Below are 19,108 nucleotides of genomic sequence, written 5' to 3' on the forward strand. Positions count from 1 at the left end.
CCTTTCGCTGTTCGGTCGGCCTCGATGAACCGCTTTAGGCGGTTCGGCCGTCTTTTTGTCAGTCTGCGGGTTCAAAAAACAAGCGGCGCGGAGAAGCCCCACGCCGGATGCGGGCTGTCCCTAACCGAAGGTCGCAAGGAAGTCAAGGCGAGCGGCCCTTGCTCCTGAGCATGCCGCGGGCCGCGCGCCGGTCCGTCGCCTCGCCGACGCTTTTTCAAGAAGCGGGAAATCGGTCGACTAGGGCCTTGTAACTGCGGCGGTCAGCCGTTATCTAGTGCGCCGCGCCGGCAACGGCCGACCATGACCTCGCGGAGAGGTGGCAGAGTGGTCGAATGCACCGCACTCGAAATGCGGCATACTCGCAAGGGTATCGGGGGTTCGAATCCCTCCCTCTCCGCCATTTAGCTTCCATAAAAATCCTTTCCTTTCAAAAGCTTCCTTGTTGCGCTTGACCAGCACGAAGCGAAACATATCTTAGACTGTGTAACAAACTGTGTAACATTAGAGAAAGATAATGCGACGTTCCGCAGCGCCAAAGCCGCATAAACGTGAAGGCATCTGGTATCTCGTCCGCAGGGTGCCGAAGGAATTCGCGGCGTTTGATCGCCGCTGCCTAGTACGCATTTCCACGGGCGTCGCCGTGGCTGACGATCCCCGCGGTGTACGGGCGCGAGATGCAGTGCAAAGCCTCGGCGCGGGGCTGGAGGCGTATTGGCGTAGACTGCGGGAAGGCCAATCCGCCGAGGCGGGGCTGCGTTTCGAAGCCGCGAGGAAGCGCGCGCGGTCATTTGGATTGGCCTATCGCACTAACGAGGAACTAGCAGCGGGGCCGCTCGACGAACTCATGGCCCGTATCAAGCTGCTCCTCGACAAAAAATCGATCGAGGACGCGCAGGACGTCTCGGCCGTCATGGGTGGGGAGAAGCGGCCAGCGGTCCGCCTGAGCGGTCTTATCAAGGAATTCGAGACGATCGAGCAACAGAACTTGCTGACCATGTCGCCCAACCAAATCAAGAAATGGCGTAACCCCAAAAAGCGCGCAGTTGCCAATCTGGTTGGAGTCATTGGCGACAAGGAGATCGCAAGCCTCACTCGGGACGACGCAATCGCGTTCCGCGAGTGGTGGCAAAAGCGGATCGTTGAGGATGGACTTGATATCGGTACGGCCAACAAGGACATCGGCCATGTTTCGAAAATGCTGCGCGTCGTCGATCTGACTCACCAGCTCAAGCTGGAGCCGGTTTTTCGAAACCTGCGTCTTTCCGGCGCCGTCCCCGGGCAACGCGCTGCGTTCACAGCGGAGTTCATTCAGGAGAAGATACTCGCTGAAGGCGCGCTCGACGGACTCAATGACGAAGCCCGCCATCTAATCTATGTGATTGCCGATACCGGACTCAGGCTTTCTGAAGCGGCAAACCTCACCACCGAAACAATCCACCTCGATCGAGAAATCCCGCATGTGCGGGTGCGCCCCAATGGCCGTCGCTTGAAGACCGGTCATTCAGCCCGTGACATTCCCTTGGTTGGCGGCGCACTTGCAGCCATCAAGCTCCATCCGGACGGCTTTCCTCGTTATCGCGACAAGGCCGCGTCACTTTCAGCGCTCGTCAACAAGGTGCTCGCCAGCAAGGAACTTCTGCCGACTTCCGAGCATAGTCTTTATAGCCTGCGACACACTTTCGAGGACCGGCTGACGGCAGTTGAGGCGCCGGAGAAGGTAATTGCTTCTCTGATGGGCCACAAATGGATCCGGCCCAAATACGGCGCGGGACCTTCGTTAGCGCAAAAGCGCGAGTGGCTCCAAAAAATCGCTTTTACCCCGCCCGGGCGAATGTGATTGCGGCGCCATCCAGGCCTTGAGAACCAACCTCACGGCTCCAGCTGTCCGAGCCATTTAGGTTGAGCGTGGCCAGCACGCGCTGCGCTCGCTCGCGATTTCCGAGCTTCCGCCGCATTTGTTCGACCTCGTATTCCAGCCTTTCGAAGGTCGGTATATAGGCATCTCCATGCCGGATGACCAAGTAGGCGGCAACAGCTAGACACCATTCTAGCTCCGTGGCCGATGGATCGGAAAAAGGGGCGACGCCATACCAAGACGAGCAACGCCTCTCGAGGGCTTCCGAACTAGGCAAACGGCCAGCATGTGGCATGGGAAAGAAACCTATGCCTGATCGACGAACCTAAAGTGCTCACGAAGCTTGACCGGTACGCGGGCCATCGGAGGGTTCTGCCTAAAACCGCCAAAAATTTTGAAACACCCATTCATCCGGCTCGAATTCAAAGGGATCGGCGATTTTTGGGTTATGGCTTGCAAGCATAGTTCAGCCCAGACAAGAACGCCTGATATCTTGTCGTGCACTGTCACCCTGCCAAATATGGTGCCGGCGACAACGGCAGTTTGGCGAGCAGAAGAATTCCCGAGACTGAGACGTTCTACGGCTTGGCCCATGTTCGCGCTCCTCCTCGATTGGAGACAGGATGGGCCATATGGAAGCGAATAAAAGGAGGTTGGTGACGAGTCTCGGTAGTGGAGTAGAAACGGGTGGAAAAGCTTGCGCTATTCGCCATCGGCGCCGCTAAGCGCATTTGAGAGAAGGGGCAGCGATCGCCAAGAGATGACGTCCGATCGCAAGCCGGCTAGAAATGCGACAGTGACGCGCCTTTTTTGGCACGACCTTAGCACCCGATCGGGCCTCAGCTGGTCGTCGTTGCGCAGCCGATCGGGTGCGATTTTTATAAAGCTCTCTTGGCTTTAGCTTTGAGAGCCCGTCATCGAGACAAATGCAAGGGAACGGTCCGCCCCCTGGGGACATTCGACATGCCGTGGCAGCTTCCTATGGTGAGCCAGCGCATTCCGATACACGTTTTCCGCGCTCTACCGTTGCTCCAGCACCTGTGCTGAGGCTGAGCGCTTGATCAGGACCCGACCGCTGCTGTTGCGGGATGGTGACTGGGTTGAGGTCGCGAAGACCTTGACCGCGGGTACGTTGTTCATCCCGATGAGCGCTGAGCCGAGAAGCAGCCAAGAACGCTTCCCGTAATCGAATCCTACGGGAACCGCGAAACCAGCGTCCAAAGGACGCAATTCTCCGACGTCGTTCACTCAAGCTCATCTCGCAACTTGAACGCTTGTATGAAGCCGCTGCATGTGCGCCGGTGGACCGGATTGCTGCTATCCAAACCACGTGCTCAGTTTCGCCCCCGTAATAACTCTACCGTCCGAAACGGCTTTCGCGCGTCAGGTCCACCCCACATGAAAGTTCCGCGAGCAGCACGGACGGAGAGGCCGGTCACAACTCCTTCGCGTGCTCTTTTACTACCGAATCAAGTGCCAAATGGAGAGGCACTGCCTTAGAGAACAGGAAGCCCTGCGCGGTTCTGCAGCCAAGCTTGTACAGAGTTTGCCGATCTGCCTCTGTTTCAACGCCCTCGGCCATGACCTCGATCCCGAGCGTCCTACCAAGATCAATCACCGCTTTGACAAGCAGCCGATTCTCCCGGGACTTGGCTAAGCCGCGAACGAAGCCCTGATCTATTTTCACCTTCCTGATCCGACTGTCCTTGAGCGATGCCAACGTCGAAAAACCGGTGCCGAAGTCATCGAGCGCGATAGAAATGCCAGCATGTGAAAGCCGGGCGAGCTTTTCATCCACTCTGTCCGGATCCACTGGGGCTTCTTCGGTAATCTCGATGTCGAACATCGTTGCAGGGAGGTCTTTTGCCGCCAGACCATTAAGAATCATCTCGTCAATATCGCCAGCTTCCAACTCGCACGGTGAAACATTCATCGCCACACGAACATCACGACGGTCAGCTTTGACCAAGCCCTCGATAAGAGCGCAACAGTCGGCGAATACCGTTTGAGTTAGCAGCTGAAGCATTCCAGTTTCGCGTGCCGCTGTCATGATCTCGGGCGGAGAAATGGGACCGTGAAGCGGGTGAGACCATCTTAGCAAGGCTTCAAAACTGACGACGGCTTCAGTTTCGAGTCTTACGATTGGCTGAAACCAAGCGACCAAGCTTCTCATCGTTATCGCCGAATGAAGATCGCGTTCGATTGACTGGCGGCGTTGCAACTCCCGGGCTAGCTCGGCATCGAACAGACAAAATTCATTCCTGCCGCGGCGCTTAGCTGTGTAAAGGGCGATGTCGGCCCGCAACAACATTTCCGTTAGTCCGGGGTTTTCAGCCAAGTAGATTCCTATAGACGCTCCAATGCGGACTGATGCGATCCCAGGATAGGGGCGAGCAAGCTTGGCTATGAGATTGGACGCGAGATTGGTGGGAGAAGGAGAATTCTTTCGCGAAGAAAAAACCAGCACGAATTCATCCCCACCGATGCGGGCGAGCGTTGAGCCCTCCGGTGCTTCTTCCTCTATTCGGCGGGCGATCCTGGCAAGCAGCTCGTCACCCGTTCTGTGACCGTAGGTATCGTTGACAGATTTGAACCCGTCCAGATCAATCAGCATGGCCACAAAGGGTCCATCGGTGTTCTCAAACTGATCGATTGCATGTTCGAGGCCCCGCCTGTTGAGGAGCGCGGTAAGATGGTCCTCCCTGGAATTGCGCTCCATTTCCGCGGCAAGCCGCTCGGCTTGATGTCTCAGGCGGCTCGCGTCACGGAAGCGCGCTTGTCCAACGAACGAGGATCGAACCAGGCCGCCCTCGAAAAGCAGGACGGCAAAAGCCAGAATGTAGTTTTCCGGGGCTCCCTTCGTCAGCAAACATGCGGCGGCAATGAGGAGTGGCGGTGTGATGAAGCATATCGCTGCCGCAGCATATGAGCTGCCGTACGTGACCGCGCCAGCTGAAATGCCCGCCAGAATTATTAGATGCAGCGATGCTTGAGACGTCGTGTATCCAGCCGTTAGGACGGCAAGGAATGACCAGGTGAATCCCGCCAGAAGAGCAAGCCTGCCAAACCAGCGAAGCCGCAGCCAAACCCGTGTCAGATCATCCTGGACTCCGGGTTCCTTCAGCTGATGACGGGCGAGTGCAAGGCGGGCGGCATTTATCGCATTAACGACCGAAAACCAGGCCGCGCCAGCAAGACCGTTCCCGGAAAGGGCCTGCACGGTCAAAATCAGCCCGGACAGCACAATGCTTATCGGCATTGAGACGAAAAGGCCTGCCCTCAGATCAGCGAGCTGGTCCTGAAGGATTCTCGCCTCCAGCGGATCTTCTTTTTCCAAGGCTGGACGGGTCAGCTTGCTTACTCCTGCTTGTCCGCAGCCTATGCAGCCCCCCTGAAGGACGGGTTAATTCTTCAATCGGAGATCAGCGTCGGGGAGCAGGATTACTCCGGTGCATCATGCACTCTCTCATCGCTCGCCCAGCACGCGCAAAAATGCGACTGCTGGTGCAGTATCACCGCTGGAGCTCCGCCGAAATCCCATGCCGGACAAGGGGAACATGTTGGGCAAAGCGAAGCCCCAGATGCCTTGCAAGCCGTGCCGCCAGGTGGTCTCTGGAGTAGAGTCCAACCAATATGTTCGTTGCATGGTAGAGCGGCGCCGCCGACAGGCGCAGCCGCCTTTCGTATATATGCAGCATGTCGGGGTCGCCAACATTGCGGCCGTCGCGGCACGCAGTCATGATTCCACGGGCGAGTTGCTTCTGGCTGCTGAGACCGATGTTGAATCCGTGAGCGGTCACCGGGTGCATGCCGATGGCAGCGTCGCCGATGAGTGCGGCGCTCGGCGCCCGGAATTTGTGCGCCCAGGTCGTGACCAGCGGATAGGTGTGGCGCTTGCTTGCCAAGGTCATTTTTCCAAGGCGCCCTCGACACCGTTTCGTCAACTCCGACAGGAACAAATCATCATCGAAGGCAAGCAGTCTATAGGCCTCGTTTGAGCGCAATGTGAGCAGCAGCGACGACATGCCCTCCGCGAGGGGCAATATCGCTATCGTCTGATGGTGATCGAACCATTCGATGGCGATCTGGTGGTGGGCGCGCTCGTGCCTCACTCGGCAAATCAGCATCGAGTGGCCAAGCCGGTTGATATCGGCGCCGATGCCTAGCAGATCACGCGTGGCGGACAAACGCGAATCCGCGGCAACAACCAGCCGAGCAGTTAAACGCGCGCCATTAGAGAGCGTTACGACTGCTCCTTCTTGGCTGTTTGTTGCATCGACGACCGAGTGGCCGCACAACAGCCGGGCGCGATCCTGCAAGCGGACGATTTTGAACAGCGCCTCGCGGATCCGGCAATTTGGAACCAAAACCCCCAGCGGTTCTCCAGAGTTGCTGGGAGGATCGAAACGAAGAGCGAATGCGCTCGAGCCGTTGAGCACGCGCGCGCCTTGAAGTGCTGATTTGTCCGAAGCCGGGATGACATCCCAGGCGCCGAGCTCGCGAAGGGTTCTGATCGAAGCGTTGGTCAGCGCGATTTCGCGACCATCGAAAGCCGGATTCGCCAGACTATCGAATGTGTTCTGTTCAACAACTGCCACCTTGAGTTCGCTTTGGGCAAGCGACGCAGCGAACGAAAGGCCGACCGGGCCGGCTCCAACGACAACGATGTCAAAATTATCGTCAGAGCCCATCAGCGTGCCGCCATCCGGTCGCCTATCCTCGTGTAACGGTGGAACTGAGCCGAGTGACATGAGCTCCGTGCCCGCCGCATTGCCTAAAGGCGCTGGGCCGGGAGATTCGCATCGATCGGCAACGAAGCACTCAAAGCGCTCAGAGGTGGATGCGGCTAACCGATCCCGCCCTTTCGCCGCGCAGCCGCGCAGATCGCCGCCAGCAAGCGAGACACTCGCGACGCTGGTCAGCGACGGCCGCGCCGCATCGATCGCCACATTCCACCTGGAACCCTTGCGCATACTACTCACGCTCCACGACGTCGAAGCGGGCTCTCTTGCGAGGGTGAGGGTATCGAACGTAGCGCTCTCTCTCGTCATCCCAGCCAAGGTAGCGGAAACTTTTATCCACGACCGCGCATATCTCATCAAGAACCTGCTGCATGGCTTCGATGTCGATGTCCTTGCAATTCAGTCGCCGATAGAGCAAAGCCCACGCGGCGACATAGTCGTCGAAATAGCGCGCGTCACTCGAACCAATGATCAACTTCGGACGGTTGATCGATTTCGAAAACGCACGTCCCAACCCCGATGATGCTCCGCAGCACGTTGACATCACGAGGATCTTCGGCGCTGGATGCGAGCCCTGGAACATTTTTACGAAGTCAGCCCAAAGAAGGCCACTTCGCCCACTGGACGAAGCGATCCCGTCACCATTGCCGTGCCCGGCGATGTGAAGCACGTCGCACTCCGCCTCCATCGCTCGTACTACAGCCTCACCAAATTTCGTTCGGTTCAACGCCATTTGGAGCTCCGCGCGGATGTTGACAGCCTTTAACAAGTGCTGCACGATCGGTCCCTCTTGCCTGTCGGCGAAGTAGTCATTTGCATTGTGGCAGTCGATGATGTGTACGGTGTTCATGGTACTCCAGCCGCTTGTTCGTTCATCGTCGTGACGAGCGGACACCACGCGCGCGGAACCGCGTGACGTGCGCTGGGTTCCGGTACCGTCGCATAGCCTCAAGGCGCGGGCCGGGAATCGGGATGGATCGGCAACGACGCACACAACCCATCAAAGGCGAAAGCTGTTGATCGGCCCCCTGTCCGCGCAAGCCACGCGGATGGTCAGCCAGCAAGCGAGATACACACGACGCCGGTCAGCTAATGGCTGCGCCGTAAGCACAAGGCATGGCCGACCACACGACAGAAAACCCAGAACCGTGAAGGTGCTGATAATGACGACCAATCTTTCCGTAAGTCATGCATTTCTCCGTCGAAGACTGGTCAATAGACCACGCCGATGAGTATGACCCTGATCTGGATCAGCCAGACATGACCAATCGGCACTGGCGGTTCACGGTCAGGTGATCGACCGTGACGTTCCACTTTGGAACCCGTGCGCACATTGCCAAGCTCTCGTCCGGCCACGCGAGGTACTCTCGTGGCATCACACGCCTCATACTGGGTGCAATGGGAGGCAGTCCTTCGCACGACAGAGGCTTTTCACAAATGTAGTGTGCAGCTTAGGTCAAGATGGTCATGGAGCATGGAGCATGGAGCATGGAGCATGGACAGCTTGTTCCCGACCGAGCCGGCTCGACTGACGAGCGCGATCCGCGCATCTTATGCACAGCGGATTGAAATCAGCGTTCCGGTTTGTCGTCCCGATCAATTAGTATCCGCTCGGCGGCTCCGTCGAGATCTTCGTATTGACCGCTTCGCAATGCCCAGACGAAGCCGGACACACCCAGTGCACCCAGAAAAAGGGCCACTGGTATGAGATAGAGCAACGTCGTCACGAGGATTATGCCGAATAGCTGACTGCGGAGCGTCCGACTTTTTGAATAACTTGCAGCGTCGCATTCGCCCCGAAGCCGTGCAAGCGCAATGCGTTTCCAATAACAAGCACCGATGAGGCAGACATGGCAATCGCCGCTAACAAAGGCGTGGCGTGGCCCAGGATGGCGATCGGCACGGCGACGGCATTGTAGACGATCGCAATCGCGATGTTCTGGCGGATCAGGTGTCCCGCCTTGCGCGAGACGTCCAGCGCGAGAGGCACTGCCAGAAGGCTTTCGCGCAGGAATACGAAGTCGGCGGCATTGCGGCCAATGTCGGCGGCGGTGGCCGGAGCGATCGAGACATGCGCCGCGCTCAGCGCCGGCGTGTCGTTGAGGCCGTCGCCAACCATCAGAACCTTGTGTCCGTCTTTCGCCAGGGTCTCGATGCGCTCGACCTTGCCCGACGGCAGCAGGCACGGAACGAAGTCCTCGACACCCAGCATTCTTGCAACTTCACCGCAGGCACCTGCGGTATCGCCCGACAGCATTTGCATCGACACCCCAGTATCGTTCAATCGCTTGATCGCCGCCGCCGCGTCGGCGCGCAGCGCATCCTCGAAATCGAAGGTCGCGACAATGAACCCGTCTTTTGTCAGCACCGTTCCGCCATAGCCATGGTTGCCTTCACCACCGGTCCGGGCCTTCCATCCAGCCCATCCGCGTCGACCCAGCCGCCAGATGCTTCCGGCGACAGTGGCTTCGATCCCGAACCCCGGATGCTCTGTGACGGCATCGAATTTGTGTTGCCCGCCAGGAGCGGCAAAGCCGGTTATGGCCTTTGAAAACGGGTGACGCGAGTGCGCGGCCATGTCTGCCGCGATTGCCAGCATGGCCGGATCGATCGACGATGCATTGAGGAGCCGGGGTTGTCCGAGCGTGAGCGTTCCGGTCTTGTCGAACACTGCGTTATCAATCGTCGCCAGGCGCTCCATGGCCGAACCGTCCTTGACCATGATGCCGTTCTCGAACAGACGCCGCGCGGCGACCACCTGAACGATCGGTACGGCGAGGCCGAGCGCGCACGGGCAGGTGATGATCAGAACGGCAATGGCGATCGTCATCGCCCGGTGCCAGTCGCCCGTCGCCGCCATCCAACCCAGGAATGTCACGAAGGCGGTGAGATGAACCACGGGCGCGTAGAGTGCCGACACGCGATCAGCGATGCGGCGATAGTGCGCGCGACCGCCCTCTGCGGCTTCCATCAGCCGAACCATTTCGGCGAGGAACGAATCCTTCGCGGCGGCGGTCGCCTCGATCGTCAGCGGGCCGGTAAGATTGAGCACGCCGGCCTGCACGGCTTCGCCCGGCGCCACGTTTTTCGGCGCGCTTTCGCCTGAGGCCAGCGAGCAGTCGAGATCAGACGCTCCGTGGATGATCTTGCCGTCGACGGGGATCCTTTCACCGGCCGCGATCAGCAGCTGCATCCCCGGTTCGATCTCGCCAACCGGCAGATAGTCGCGCGCGCCATCGCCGCGCAGCACCATGGCGCCGCGTGCGGCCAGCTGCGACAGGCCTTTCACCGCGGTGCGGGCACGTTCGCGCATCACGTGATCCAGCGTCCTGCCGATCAAAAGGAAAAAAAGCAGCGAAACCGACGCGTCGAAATAGGCGTGGTCGCCATGGTTGATCGTCTCATAGAGGCTCATGGCGTAAGCGAGCGACACTCCGACCGCGATCGGCACGTCCATGTTCATGCGGCCGTGGCGCAGTGCATTCCAGGCCGAGCGGAAGAAGATGCCGCCGGCGAAGGCGAGCGCTGGGATGGCGATCAATGCGGAGACCCAGTGAAACAGGTCGCGGGTAGCCCCTTCGGCCCCGGACCAGACAGAGACCGAAAGCAGCATGATATTGCCCGCCGCGAACCCGGCAACCGCGACGGCGCGGATCAACTCCGAAAGCGTCCTGTCCTTTTCATCAATCTCGGGGGCGAAGAGATGCGCCTGGTAGCCGAGCCGTCCAAGCGCGGCGACGAACGGTGGAACCTCGTCGCCACGCCAGCGGACCGAGACCCGTTTCGTCGACAGGTTGACGCGGGCGCTCTCGACGCGATCGAGCGTTCCCAACGCCGTCTCGATCGTCTGGATACAAGCTGCGCAATGAACGCTCGGCACCGAAAGATCGGTTTGGCGGAGATCATCTCCAAGCGATCGGCTCGCCAGCCTGATCTCTTGACTAGACGGCAGGACCGACGTGGTGCTGCCCAGATCAAGCGCCATTTCGGCGCCCGGTGCACAACAACTCATTTCAGCGCTCCATGGGAAATCATGATCCTGCGGACTTCGCGGTAGGGCTCGGCCAGACCGGCGTCAGCGTCGACTTCGACGATCCAGACGCCATCCTTCGGCATGTGCTGGGCTGCGAATTCCTGGCCGGAGGCGAGGGCGAGGTTGACCGCCTTGTCCTCTTTCTCGTAGGCGGGATGGCGAAACAGCACCTTGACGCCATGCAAGGCAATCGGCTTGCCGACGGCGTCGGTAAGGCTATAGCGGACCTCGCCCCATGCGATGGTCAGCTTGCCGGTCCAGCCGAGCGCTGCCTGCGCCCGCCCCTCCTCGGCCTTCTTGTTGAACTGCTGGCTCGCCACATAGGTGTTTTCGACGACAAGGCCGGTCCAGCTCGTGTTGGCGAGCGTTGCCATCGTCAGATTGACCGCGATGACCACCCCGAAAAAGGCTAGGATGATGGCCAGCATGTGCCTGCCGGTGAATACGCGGGGTTTTTCAGCGTTAGCGGTCATCTGGCAGTCTCCGGCGCGTTGAAGGTGGCGGTGTATTCGTCCGCCTCGAAGCTCGCCTTGTCCTCGACACGGAACTTGAAGGTCTGCGCTGTGCCCTGGATTTGATCCGCCGGCTGGCGCACGAAGACCTTCAGCATTTTCAGGCGGTCGGGTTCGACCGGAATGGCAAAAGAACGGCCTTCCGGGATGTCGTCGCCGACCACGCTCATCTCGGCGCCCTGCAAGCCTTGAATCGCGACAACGATCGTCCTTGGCTCGGGGATCATGTTGAGCAGCTTGACGGTGTAGCCGTTGCGGATCGAGCCGTCGGACAGCGTGACAAATTGCGGATTGCGATCATGCAGCACGTTGACTTCGAGCCGATCGCGCGTCAGCAGCGAATAGAGCAGACCCAGGCCGATCAGCGACCAGATACCCATGTAGACGTAGGTGCGTGGCCGAAAGATCTTGCGGATATGGAAATGCGCCACCTTGTCGGAGAACAGGCCATCAGCGGTCCTGACCTGCGACGGGTTGACTGAACTGGAGCCGCCCGCGGTCGCCAGCATCATGTTGGCGTTGTAGTCGGACAGTGTCGCATAGGAGATCAGCCCGCGCTCCTTGCCGAGCTTGTCCATGACCCCGTCGCAGGCGTCTATGCACAGCGCGCAGGTGATGCATTCCATCTGCTGGCCATCGCGGATGTCGATCCCCATCGGGCAGACCGCGACGCAGGCATTGCAGTCGACGCAGTCACCGACCGGCAGCCCTGCGGCAAGGACCTTCTTGGCGTGGCGAGAACGCGGTTCGCCGCGCCAGTCATTGTAGGTGACGGTGAGAGAACTTTCGTCGAGCATCGCTGCCTGGATGCGCGGCCATGGGCACATGTAGGTGCAGACCTGCTCGCGCATCAGACCGCCGAACGTGTAGGTGGTAGCCGTCAGCACGGCGACAGTGATGTAGGCGACGGGTGGCGCGGTGCCGGTGAAGAGTTCGCCAACCAGCGTCGGCGCATCGGCAAAATAGAAAATCCAGGCGCCGCCGGTCGCCGCACCGATGACCAGCCAGACGGCGTGCTTCGATAAGCGCAGCATCAGCTTGCGGGCGGTCCAGGGGCCTGCATCGAGTTTCATGCGAGCGTTACGGTCGCCCTCTATCGCACGTTCGACGACGAGGAACAGATCGACCCACACCGTCTGAGGGCATGCATAGCCGCACCAGGCACGGCCGACAGTCGAGGTGATCAGGAAAAGACCGACGCCCGCCATGACCAGGAGGCCGGCCACATAGAAGAATTCCTGGGGCCATATCTCGATGAAGAAGAAGTAGAAGCGCCGGTTCGCGAGATCGAGCAGGACTGCCTGGTCCGGGGCAAATGGACCGCGAGCCCAAGGCAGCCACGCAGCCAGGTAATAGATGCCAAGTGTGATCGTCATCACCAGCCATTTGAAGCGACGAAAGTTGCCCGAGGCGCGCTTCGGAAAGATCTTTTGACGCGCGGCATAAAGCGGCTTGCGGGTTTTGGCGGAATTGACAGTTTCTGTTTCGAGCCCTGTCAACTGCGTCTTGTCACGCATGTGCAACTCCACTTTCCCAGCCAATGTCAGGGGCACCTGTCGTAAAGCCTCGCCGTAGGATAGCCTTGCCGGGTTGTGCAGATCGCATTAGGGATGGTGTCGAGGCCCGGCTCACGCCGGGCCTCGTCCGCTTGGCAGGGGGGACCGAAGAATAGGACCTTCCATTCCTATTCTCCGCCGCCAAGCGAATGGACATAAACTGCAAGTTCCTTGACCTTGATCTCGCCGAGACGGCCAACCCAGGCCGGCATGACGCCCTGTTTTGGCGCACGGACCTGTGCGGCGATGGCTGTCTCACCGGATCCATAGAGCCAGATCGCATCGGTCAGGTCGGGGGCGCCGAATTCCCTGTTGCCTTTTGCATTGTCGCCGTGACAGGCCACGCAATTCTCGGCAAAGACCTTGGCGCCGGGTTGGATCAGACTTGCATCGCGGACCTTGCCGGAAAGGCTGGCCACGTAGGCGCTGACTTGTGCGATCTGGTCGGCGGTAATGATGTCGCCGAAGGCCGGCATTTCCGACAGGCGCGTGTCCGGATCGGATGCGAAGCGGATGCCGTGCGTAATCGTCTGCTGGATCTGCTCGGCCTTGCCGCCCCACAGCCAGTCGTCGTCGTTGAGATTGGGAAAGCCCTTGGAACCCTGGGCGCCGGAGCCATGACATTGTACGCAATTGACCTTGAAAGCGGCGCCACCGGCGGCGATTGCGAATTCGCGCAGGCCGTCGTCCGCGGCGATTTCCGAGACGCTCTTGGACTCCACCGCCGAGATATATTTGCCCTTGGCGGCCTCAGCCGCGGTCAGCTCGTTCCTGACCTCGTTGCGGCTGGAATAGCCGAGCACACCCGTTGTCGCCGAGTGCAACAGAGGCCATGCTGGATAGGCAATGGTGTAGCCTATCGCCCAGACAATGGTGACGTAAAAAGTGATAACCCACCATCTGGGAAGCGGGTTGTTCAGCTCCCGGATACCATCCCATTCGTGGCCGGTGGTCGAGACGCCAGAGATTTCATCGATATGCTCGTCGCTCATGATCACTCGTCCTCGAGCGGAATGCGGGCCGCTTCGTCGGCCAGCCTTCGGCTGCCGGGGCGTAGGGCAAAGGCGATGCACCCCACGAAGAACAGCGCCATCGCAACCAGGCCCCAGCTGTCGGCAAACGCCCGCATCAAATTGTAGGTCATCAGCGTTCTCCTCAGCGGTAGCCGGCGGCTTCGTCGTAATTTTTGAAGTCGACCAGTGTGCCAAGCATCTGCAGGTAGGCGAGCAGGGCATCCATTTCGGTGACCTGTTGCGGGTTGCCGTCGAAGTCGCCGATCTTGGCTTTTGGGTAACGCGCCTCAAGGCCTGATGTGTCGGCATTGGGATCGGCCTGCGCCGCCAGATCCGCATTGGCGTGGGCGATCATGTCATCGGTGTAAGGGACGGCTACAAGCCTGTTGGCGACCAGATGCGTCGAGAAATCCTTCACGTCGATCGGCGTGTCTTTCAGGAACCCATAGCTCGGCATGATCGATTCCGGCACCACCGAGCGCGGGTCGGTAAGATGCGCGACATGCCATGCATTCGAGTAGCGGTCGCCAACTCTGGCGAGATCCGGCCCGGTGCGCTTCGATCCCCACTGGAAGGGGTGATCGTACATGGACTCGGCAGCCAGGCTGTAGTGGCCATAGCGCTCAACTTCGTCGCGGAACGGCCTGATCATCTGGCTATGACAGAGGTAGCAGCCCTCGCGCATATAGATGTTGCGCCCGACAAGTTCGAGCGGCGAATAGGGGCGCATGCCTTCCACCTTCTCGATCGTGTTGTCGAGATAGAAGAGAGGCGCGATCTCGACGATGCCGCCGACCGTCACCACGAGCAGCGAGCCAACGAGAAGAAGCGTGGCGTTCTTCTCGATGATTGCGTGTTTGTCCATCAAGCCCATTACCTGGCTCCTGATCGCGCAGGTCGGATGGCGACGGGGCTCGGCATCGGCTCCTCCTCGCGCTGGTGGCCGAGGATGGTCCTGGTGATGTTCCAGGCCATGATCAGGGCGCCGGAGAGGTACATGGCGCCGCCGATGGCGCGCAGGACATAGTAGGGGTGCATGGCGGCGACGGTTTCGGCGAAGGAGTAGACCAGGAAGCCCTGCTCGCCATATTCGCGCCACATCAGGCCCTGCATGATGCCGGACACCCACATCACCGCGGCGTAGACGACGATCCCGAGTGTCGCCAGCCAGAAGTGCCAGGTGACGAGCCTCAGCGAGTAGAGCCGTTGACGGTTCCAGAGCTTCGGGACCATGTAGTAGATCGCGCCGAACGAGATCATGCCGACCCAGCCGAGCGCACCCGAATGGACGTGCCCGATGGTCCAGTCGGTATAATGCGACAGCGAATTGACCGCCCGGATCGCCATGATGGGGCCTTCGAAGGTCGACATGCCATAGAAGGCGACGGCCATCACCATCATGCGGATGATCGGATCGGTGCGCAGCTTGTCCCAGGCGCCGGACAGCGTCATCAGGCCGTTGATCATGCCGCCCCAGGACGGCATCCACAGCATGATCGAGAACACCATGCCGAGCGTCTGCGCCCAATCGGGCAAGGCGGTGTAGTGCAGGTGATGCGGCCCGGCCCAGATGTAGAGAAAGATGATAGCCCAGAAATGGACGATCGACAGCCGGTACGAATAGACTGGCCGGTTCGCCTGCTTGGGCACGAAATAATACATCATGCCGAGGAAGCCGGCGGTGAGAAAGAAGCCGACCGCGTTGTGGCCGTACCACCATTGCGTCAAGGCGTCCTGGACCCCTGAAAAGGCGGAGTAGCTCTTGGAGCCCGGGAACGAGACTGGTATGGACAGGTTGTTGACCACATGCAGCATCGCGATGGTCACGATGAACGACAGGTAGAACCAGTTGGCCACGTAGATATGCGGTTCCTTGCGCTTCAGGATCGTGCCAAGGAACAGAATGAGGTAGGCGACCCAGACGATGGTCAGCCAGACATCCACATACCATTCGGGTTCGGCGTACTCGCGGCCCTCGGTGATGCCGAGCAGGTAGCCGGTCGCGGCCATGACGATGAACAGCTGGTAGCCCCAGAAGACGAACCAGGCGAGATCACGGCCGAAGAGGCGCGCGCGGCAGGTGCGCTGCACGACATACAGAGACGTGCAAAGCAGCGCGTTGCCGCCGAAGGCGAAAACGACACCGGATGTGTGCAACGGCCGCAAACGACCGAAATTGAACCAGGGCTGGATGTTGAGATCGGGGTAGGCGAGCTGCAGCGCGATCACCACGCCGACCAGCATGCCGACGACACCCCAGAACACGGTGGCGATCGCGCCGTAGCGGATCGGACCATCCATGTAAGCGGATGGGTCAATCGGAGCTGCTGGCCTGAACTCCGTGTTGCGCAACAGGATCGCAGTGAAACCAGCCACTGCGAAGAACAACACCCACATGTGTCGGCGGAAAGGTTCATCCACGCCGAAGCCGGCGGCCACCAGGGCCGCAAAAGCGAACACGCTTAGAAGGACGATCTCTGTGCCGAATTTCATTGCAGATCCCGATCTCGAATCTGGTGGATGCCAAATCCGCAGCGCACTAATCGCGCAGCCGCCGCCCCCTCGCCCTGATCTATGTCAGGCCGCACGATTTTGTGCGGCGCAATCAGCAGGTGGCGAATGAACGAGGAACGCAGCGCGGGCTCACTCCCTCATGGAAGGCGTTCCCTGGGTTGGGCGGGCGCAGACGCGATCGCTGAGGCGAAAGCTGAGGCTCTGCGCGCGTTGGATGCTATTGCCGATGCCCTGCCAAACGTTGTTCGGATCCCATTGGAAACGAACGCGATCGTTCCGCCGAGCCGTGGCAGATTAAGGACCATGCTTCGCCGGTATGTGCCGAAACACACCTGGCGATTGGTCACGTTCCTATCAAAGCCCGAAAGCTGTTTGTCTCGACAACCGTGACGCCGCTTCGTCGAAGGCGCGGCGACATCGCATTAAAAGGCAAACACGGCCCGCCCCGGAGTCATGCGACATGGCCTCGCCGCTTAGGGCCGCTCGCGTCCGCCGCCACAGCGCTTCTCCAGACGGCTTATGCTGTCCACCGTCACATGGCGTGCGTTCTCAATCCGAATCACCCCGTCAGCCCGCAATCGCGTCAGTTGGCGGCTCACGGTCTCGCTGGTGATTCCAAGGAAATCAGACATTTCGGCACGCGTCAGCGGCAGATCGAAGGAGGCCGACCCGGAAGCCGCATCGAGACTGGAATCGATATTCCGGGCCATCATGAGGAGAAAAGTCGCCACCTTTTCCGGAGCTGTCTTGCGCCCCAGCGTCACCATCCACTCGCGCGCCTCATCGAGTTCATTCAGCGTCTGTTTGAGCAGGCGATGCTCGAATTCCCGTGACGCCTTCATCATCCGTTCGACGGCCGCTCGCGGAAACGAACACAGCGTGACTGCTGTTGCCGCTTCCGCATTGATCGAGCTTTCCTCCTTGAAAGGACGTCCCAGAAAATCCGGTGCAAACTGGAGACCGACGATCTGCTGGCGCCCATCCGACAGGCTCTTTGATAGCTTTACCACGCCTGAAAGCACGTTGGAGTAGCTGTCGACGTTCTGTGCCTCGCCGGTCAACTCCATTCCTGACTCGATCCGGCGACGCGAGCAAGTCTTGGCGAGCCCAACCAAATTGTCTGGATCGAGCGCACCGCAGACACCGCGACGCCGTGCCTCGCAAGGGAAGCAAAGAACAGGAATGCCGGAACTATGAATGTCTTGCCGAAAGGTCATGCGTTCGCCTTACCCGATCCTAACTGCCGGCAGGATACCCATCCAGGGTAGAGAAATCCTGCGGCGGTTTGTCCATGAGCGCGGCTGATCGAGATCAGGGTCTGCTTCAGCGATGCGTGCAGTGTTCCGGCGGGCAACACGGTGAACGCGAGATGCAATCGGAAATAGCTGTCAAACTCAGCGAGAACGTCCCACGCTACACCAGCTATCCGACGGCGCCGCATTTCCATTCGGGGATCGATGCTGCCATTTACCGTGGCTGGTTGGAGACGCTGGAAAGCGGCGACGAAATCTCGCTGTACCTGCACATTCCTTACTGCGACAAGCTCTGCTGGTTCTGCGCCTGCCACACCAAGCAGACGCACCAATATGAGCCGGTGGCCGCTTATCTGCGCTCGCTGAATGCCGAAATCGTCACGATTGCCGGTCTGGTGAGCGGCAAGGCACATGTCCGTGCAATCCACTTCGGTGGCGGTTCGCCAACTATTCTGAGGCCCGATGATATGGTTGCTCTTGGAGCGGCCTTGCGGGACAGCTTCGACCTTCTCCCGGATGCTACGGTCAGCATCGAAATCGAAACCAACGACATGGACAAGGCGCGCCTTGATGCACTTGCTCAAATCGGCGTAACGCGGGCGAGCCTCGGCGTGCAGGATTTCGATCCGCAAGTGCAAAAAGCAATTAATCGTGAGCAGAGTTTTTTGCAGACCAAGGCAGTCGTCGACGGGGTTCGTTCGCGGGGCGTCGAATCGGTCAATCTGGACCTGCTCTACGGGCTCCCGAATCAGACACGCGAGACGATCTGTTCCACGGTGGCGCAGGCACTGACCTTGGAGCCAGACCGGATGGCCCTGTTCGGCTACGCACATGTGCCCTGGTTCAAGAAGCATCAGACGATGATCGACGAGGCATGGCTGCCGAGTCCCACTGAGCGTTTCGCCCAATCTCAACTCGCGGCGCGGGCAATTGTCGCCAAGGGATATGAGGCAATAGGACTCGATCATTTCGCGAAGCCCGACGATGCGCTGGCCATAGCGGCCCGCGCAGGGGTTTTGCATCGCAATTTTCAGGGCTACACTGAGGATCGCTGCCCGACACTGATCGGACTTGGCCCTTCGTCCATCGGTCGTTTTCGCCAAGGCTACGTGCAGAACATGGCTTCGACTGCCGGGTACGGGCGCATGGTTGCGGATGGCGGGTTGGCTGCCGTCCGCGGCGTTGCCCTTTCCGACGACGATCGCGTCCGTGGCTGGATCATCGAGCGGCTGATGTGTGATTTTGCCTTCTCGGCAGTCGACCTGGTGGAGCGGTTCGGCAAAGCCGGCGAGCAGCTCCTTCATCGCTCGAGGTCCATCGCACTCCACGATCCTGCCCGAGCGCTTGAATTCGATGGTGACAGTTTCCTCGTACGGACTGAAAGTCGCCCCTTCATTCGAACCATCGCGGCCAAGTTCGATACATATTTCAAAGGGGGAACGGCGAGGCACTCGGTGGCGGTCTGAGCAAAGCACAGTGCGCTCGCCGTTTGGTCGATCGGCGAACCAGCTGCGTTCGTTTTGACCGCTCATAGGCGACTACCGCATCAAATCGTCGACCGTGAACAATCCGAGCCCTAAGCGGCGACCGGCTTCGGCCGGATTTGAAGCAGGGCAATCAAGAGCGACAA

Annotated in this window: 14 protein-coding genes and 1 tRNA gene; 3 read left to right on the plus strand and 12 right to left on the minus strand. The window is 59.7% G+C overall.

Annotated elements, in window-relative coordinates:
- Window positions 1-310: 310 nt before the first annotated feature.
- A tRNA-Ser gene (locus tag P9217_RS27050) sits at window positions 311-400 on the plus strand.
- 114 nt (window positions 401-514) lie between these two features.
- Window positions 515-1,837 (plus strand): integrase, encoded by a 1,323-nt coding sequence (locus P9217_RS27055; RefSeq protein ID WP_063169217.1) that lies wholly within the window; start codon window positions 515-517, stop codon window positions 1,835-1,837.
- Between the two features lie 1,453 nt (window positions 1,838-3,290).
- On the opposite strand, the gene P9217_RS27060 is transcribed toward P9217_RS27055, so the two are convergent.
- From P9217_RS27060 to P9217_RS27115, 12 genes are all read right to left on the minus strand, one after another.
- Window positions 3,291-5,192 carry an EAL domain-containing protein gene (locus tag P9217_RS27060; RefSeq protein ID WP_082826564.1) on the minus strand — a complete coding sequence of 634 codons (1,902 nt, stop codon included), beginning with the start codon at window positions 5,190-5,192 and terminating at the stop codon, window positions 3,291-3,293.
- 175 nt (window positions 5,193-5,367) lie between these two features.
- Window positions 5,368-6,549, minus strand: a complete 1,182-nt coding sequence (gene ubiM / locus P9217_RS27065) for a 5-demethoxyubiquinol-8 5-hydroxylase UbiM (protein ID WP_024502870.1) — start codon at window positions 6,547-6,549, stop codon at window positions 5,368-5,370.
- A 280-nt stretch (window positions 6,550-6,829) separates the two neighbouring features.
- Entirely contained in the window at window positions 6,830-7,447 is a 618-nt protein-coding gene (locus P9217_RS27070; RefSeq protein WP_063169219.1) for a hypothetical protein, read from the minus strand.
- Window positions 7,448-8,168: 721 nt separating this feature from the next.
- Window positions 8,169-8,324, minus strand: coding sequence for a cbb3-type cytochrome oxidase assembly protein CcoS (gene ccoS, locus P9217_RS27075; RefSeq protein ID WP_081714250.1), 156 nt, complete (start codon window positions 8,322-8,324; stop codon window positions 8,169-8,171).
- A 5-nt stretch (window positions 8,325-8,329) separates the two neighbouring features.
- Window positions 8,330-10,609, minus strand: a complete 2,280-nt coding sequence (locus tag P9217_RS27080; protein WP_063169220.1) for a cation-translocating P-type ATPase — start codon at window positions 10,607-10,609, stop codon at window positions 8,330-8,332.
- Window positions 10,606-11,103: a FixH family protein gene (locus P9217_RS27085; RefSeq protein ID WP_063169221.1), complete on the minus strand. Its 498-nt coding sequence runs from the start codon at window positions 11,101-11,103 to the stop codon at window positions 10,606-10,608. The genes P9217_RS27080 and P9217_RS27085 overlap by 4 nt, the downstream gene beginning before the upstream one ends.
- Window positions 11,100-12,659, minus strand: a complete 1,560-nt coding sequence (gene ccoG, locus P9217_RS27090; RefSeq protein ID WP_063169222.1) for a cytochrome c oxidase accessory protein CcoG — start codon at window positions 12,657-12,659, stop codon at window positions 11,100-11,102. The genes P9217_RS27085 and ccoG overlap by 4 nt, the downstream gene beginning before the upstream one ends.
- Window positions 12,660-12,826: 167 nt before the next feature.
- Window positions 12,827-13,690 carry a cytochrome-c oxidase, cbb3-type subunit III gene (gene ccoP / locus P9217_RS27095; protein ID WP_063169223.1) on the minus strand — a complete coding sequence of 288 codons (864 nt, stop codon included), beginning with the start codon at window positions 13,688-13,690 and terminating at the stop codon, window positions 12,827-12,829.
- A gap of 2 nt (window positions 13,691-13,692) precedes the next feature.
- Window positions 13,693-13,842 carry a cbb3-type cytochrome c oxidase subunit 3 gene (locus tag P9217_RS27100; protein WP_024502864.1) on the minus strand — a complete coding sequence of 50 codons (150 nt, stop codon included), beginning with the start codon at window positions 13,840-13,842 and terminating at the stop codon, window positions 13,693-13,695.
- Window positions 13,843-13,853: 11 nt separating this feature from the next.
- On the minus strand, window positions 13,854-14,585 hold the full coding sequence (gene ccoO, locus P9217_RS27105) for a cytochrome-c oxidase, cbb3-type subunit II (RefSeq protein WP_063169224.1): 732 nt from the start codon (window positions 14,583-14,585) through the stop codon (window positions 13,854-13,856).
- The gene (gene ccoN, locus P9217_RS27110; RefSeq protein WP_063169225.1) at window positions 14,585-16,204 is read right to left on the minus strand and encodes a cytochrome-c oxidase, cbb3-type subunit I; all 1,620 of its coding nucleotides are present in this window, start codon (window positions 16,202-16,204) and stop codon (window positions 14,585-14,587) included. Before ccoN ends, ccoO begins: the two co-directional genes overlap by 1 nt.
- A gap of 494 nt (window positions 16,205-16,698) precedes the next feature.
- Complete coding sequence (locus P9217_RS27115) at window positions 16,699-17,442, minus strand: Crp/Fnr family transcriptional regulator (protein WP_024502861.1); 744 nt, start codon at window positions 17,440-17,442, stop codon at window positions 16,699-16,701.
- A 152-nt stretch (window positions 17,443-17,594) separates the two neighbouring features.
- Here P9217_RS27115 and hemN point away from each other — a divergent pair, with 152 nt between their 5' ends.
- Window positions 17,595-18,944 (plus strand): oxygen-independent coproporphyrinogen III oxidase, encoded by a 1,350-nt coding sequence (hemN, locus tag P9217_RS27120; RefSeq protein WP_063169226.1) that lies wholly within the window; start codon window positions 17,595-17,597, stop codon window positions 18,942-18,944.
- The last annotated feature ends 164 nt before the right edge of the window (window positions 18,945-19,108 follow it).

Origin of the sequence: Mesorhizobium sp. WSM4989, assembly GCF_029625795.1 — a bacterium.
Classification (GTDB): Bacteria; Pseudomonadota; Alphaproteobacteria; order Rhizobiales; family Rhizobiaceae; genus Mesorhizobium.

Excerpts from the sequence above, each read along its gene's own strand:
- P9217_RS27100 (WP_024502864.1), bottom strand. The coding sequence starts at position 13,842 with ATGACCTACAATTTGATGCGGGCGTTTGCCGACAGCTGGGGCCTGGTT.
- ccoO (WP_063169224.1), bottom strand. The coding sequence starts at position 14,585 with ATGGGCTTGATGGACAAACACGCAATCATCGAGAAGAACGCCACGCTT.
- P9217_RS27080 (WP_063169220.1), bottom strand. The coding sequence starts at position 10,609 with ATGAGTTGTTGTGCACCGGGCGCCGAAATGGCGCTTGATCTGGGCAGC.
- P9217_RS27055 (WP_063169217.1), top strand. The coding sequence starts at position 515 with ATGCGACGTTCCGCAGCGCCAAAGCCGCATAAACGTGAAGGCATCTGG.
- hemN (WP_063169226.1), top strand. The coding sequence starts at position 17,595 with ATGCAATCGGAAATAGCTGTCAAACTCAGCGAGAACGTCCCACGCTAC.
- ccoG (WP_063169222.1), bottom strand. The coding sequence starts at position 12,659 with ATGCGTGACAAGACGCAGTTGACAGGGCTCGAAACAGAAACTGTCAAT.
- ccoP (WP_063169223.1), bottom strand. The coding sequence starts at position 13,690 with ATGAGCGACGAGCATATCGATGAAATCTCTGGCGTCTCGACCACCGGC.
- ccoN (WP_063169225.1), bottom strand. The coding sequence starts at position 16,204 with ATGAAATTCGGCACAGAGATCGTCCTTCTAAGCGTGTTCGCTTTTGCG.
- P9217_RS27115 (WP_024502861.1), bottom strand. The coding sequence starts at position 17,442 with ATGACCTTTCGGCAAGACATTCATAGTTCCGGCATTCCTGTTCTTTGC.
- P9217_RS27070 (WP_063169219.1), bottom strand. The coding sequence starts at position 7,447 with ATGAACACCGTACACATCATCGACTGCCACAATGCAAATGACTACTTC.
- P9217_RS27085 (WP_063169221.1), bottom strand. The coding sequence starts at position 11,103 with ATGACCGCTAACGCTGAAAAACCCCGCGTATTCACCGGCAGGCACATG.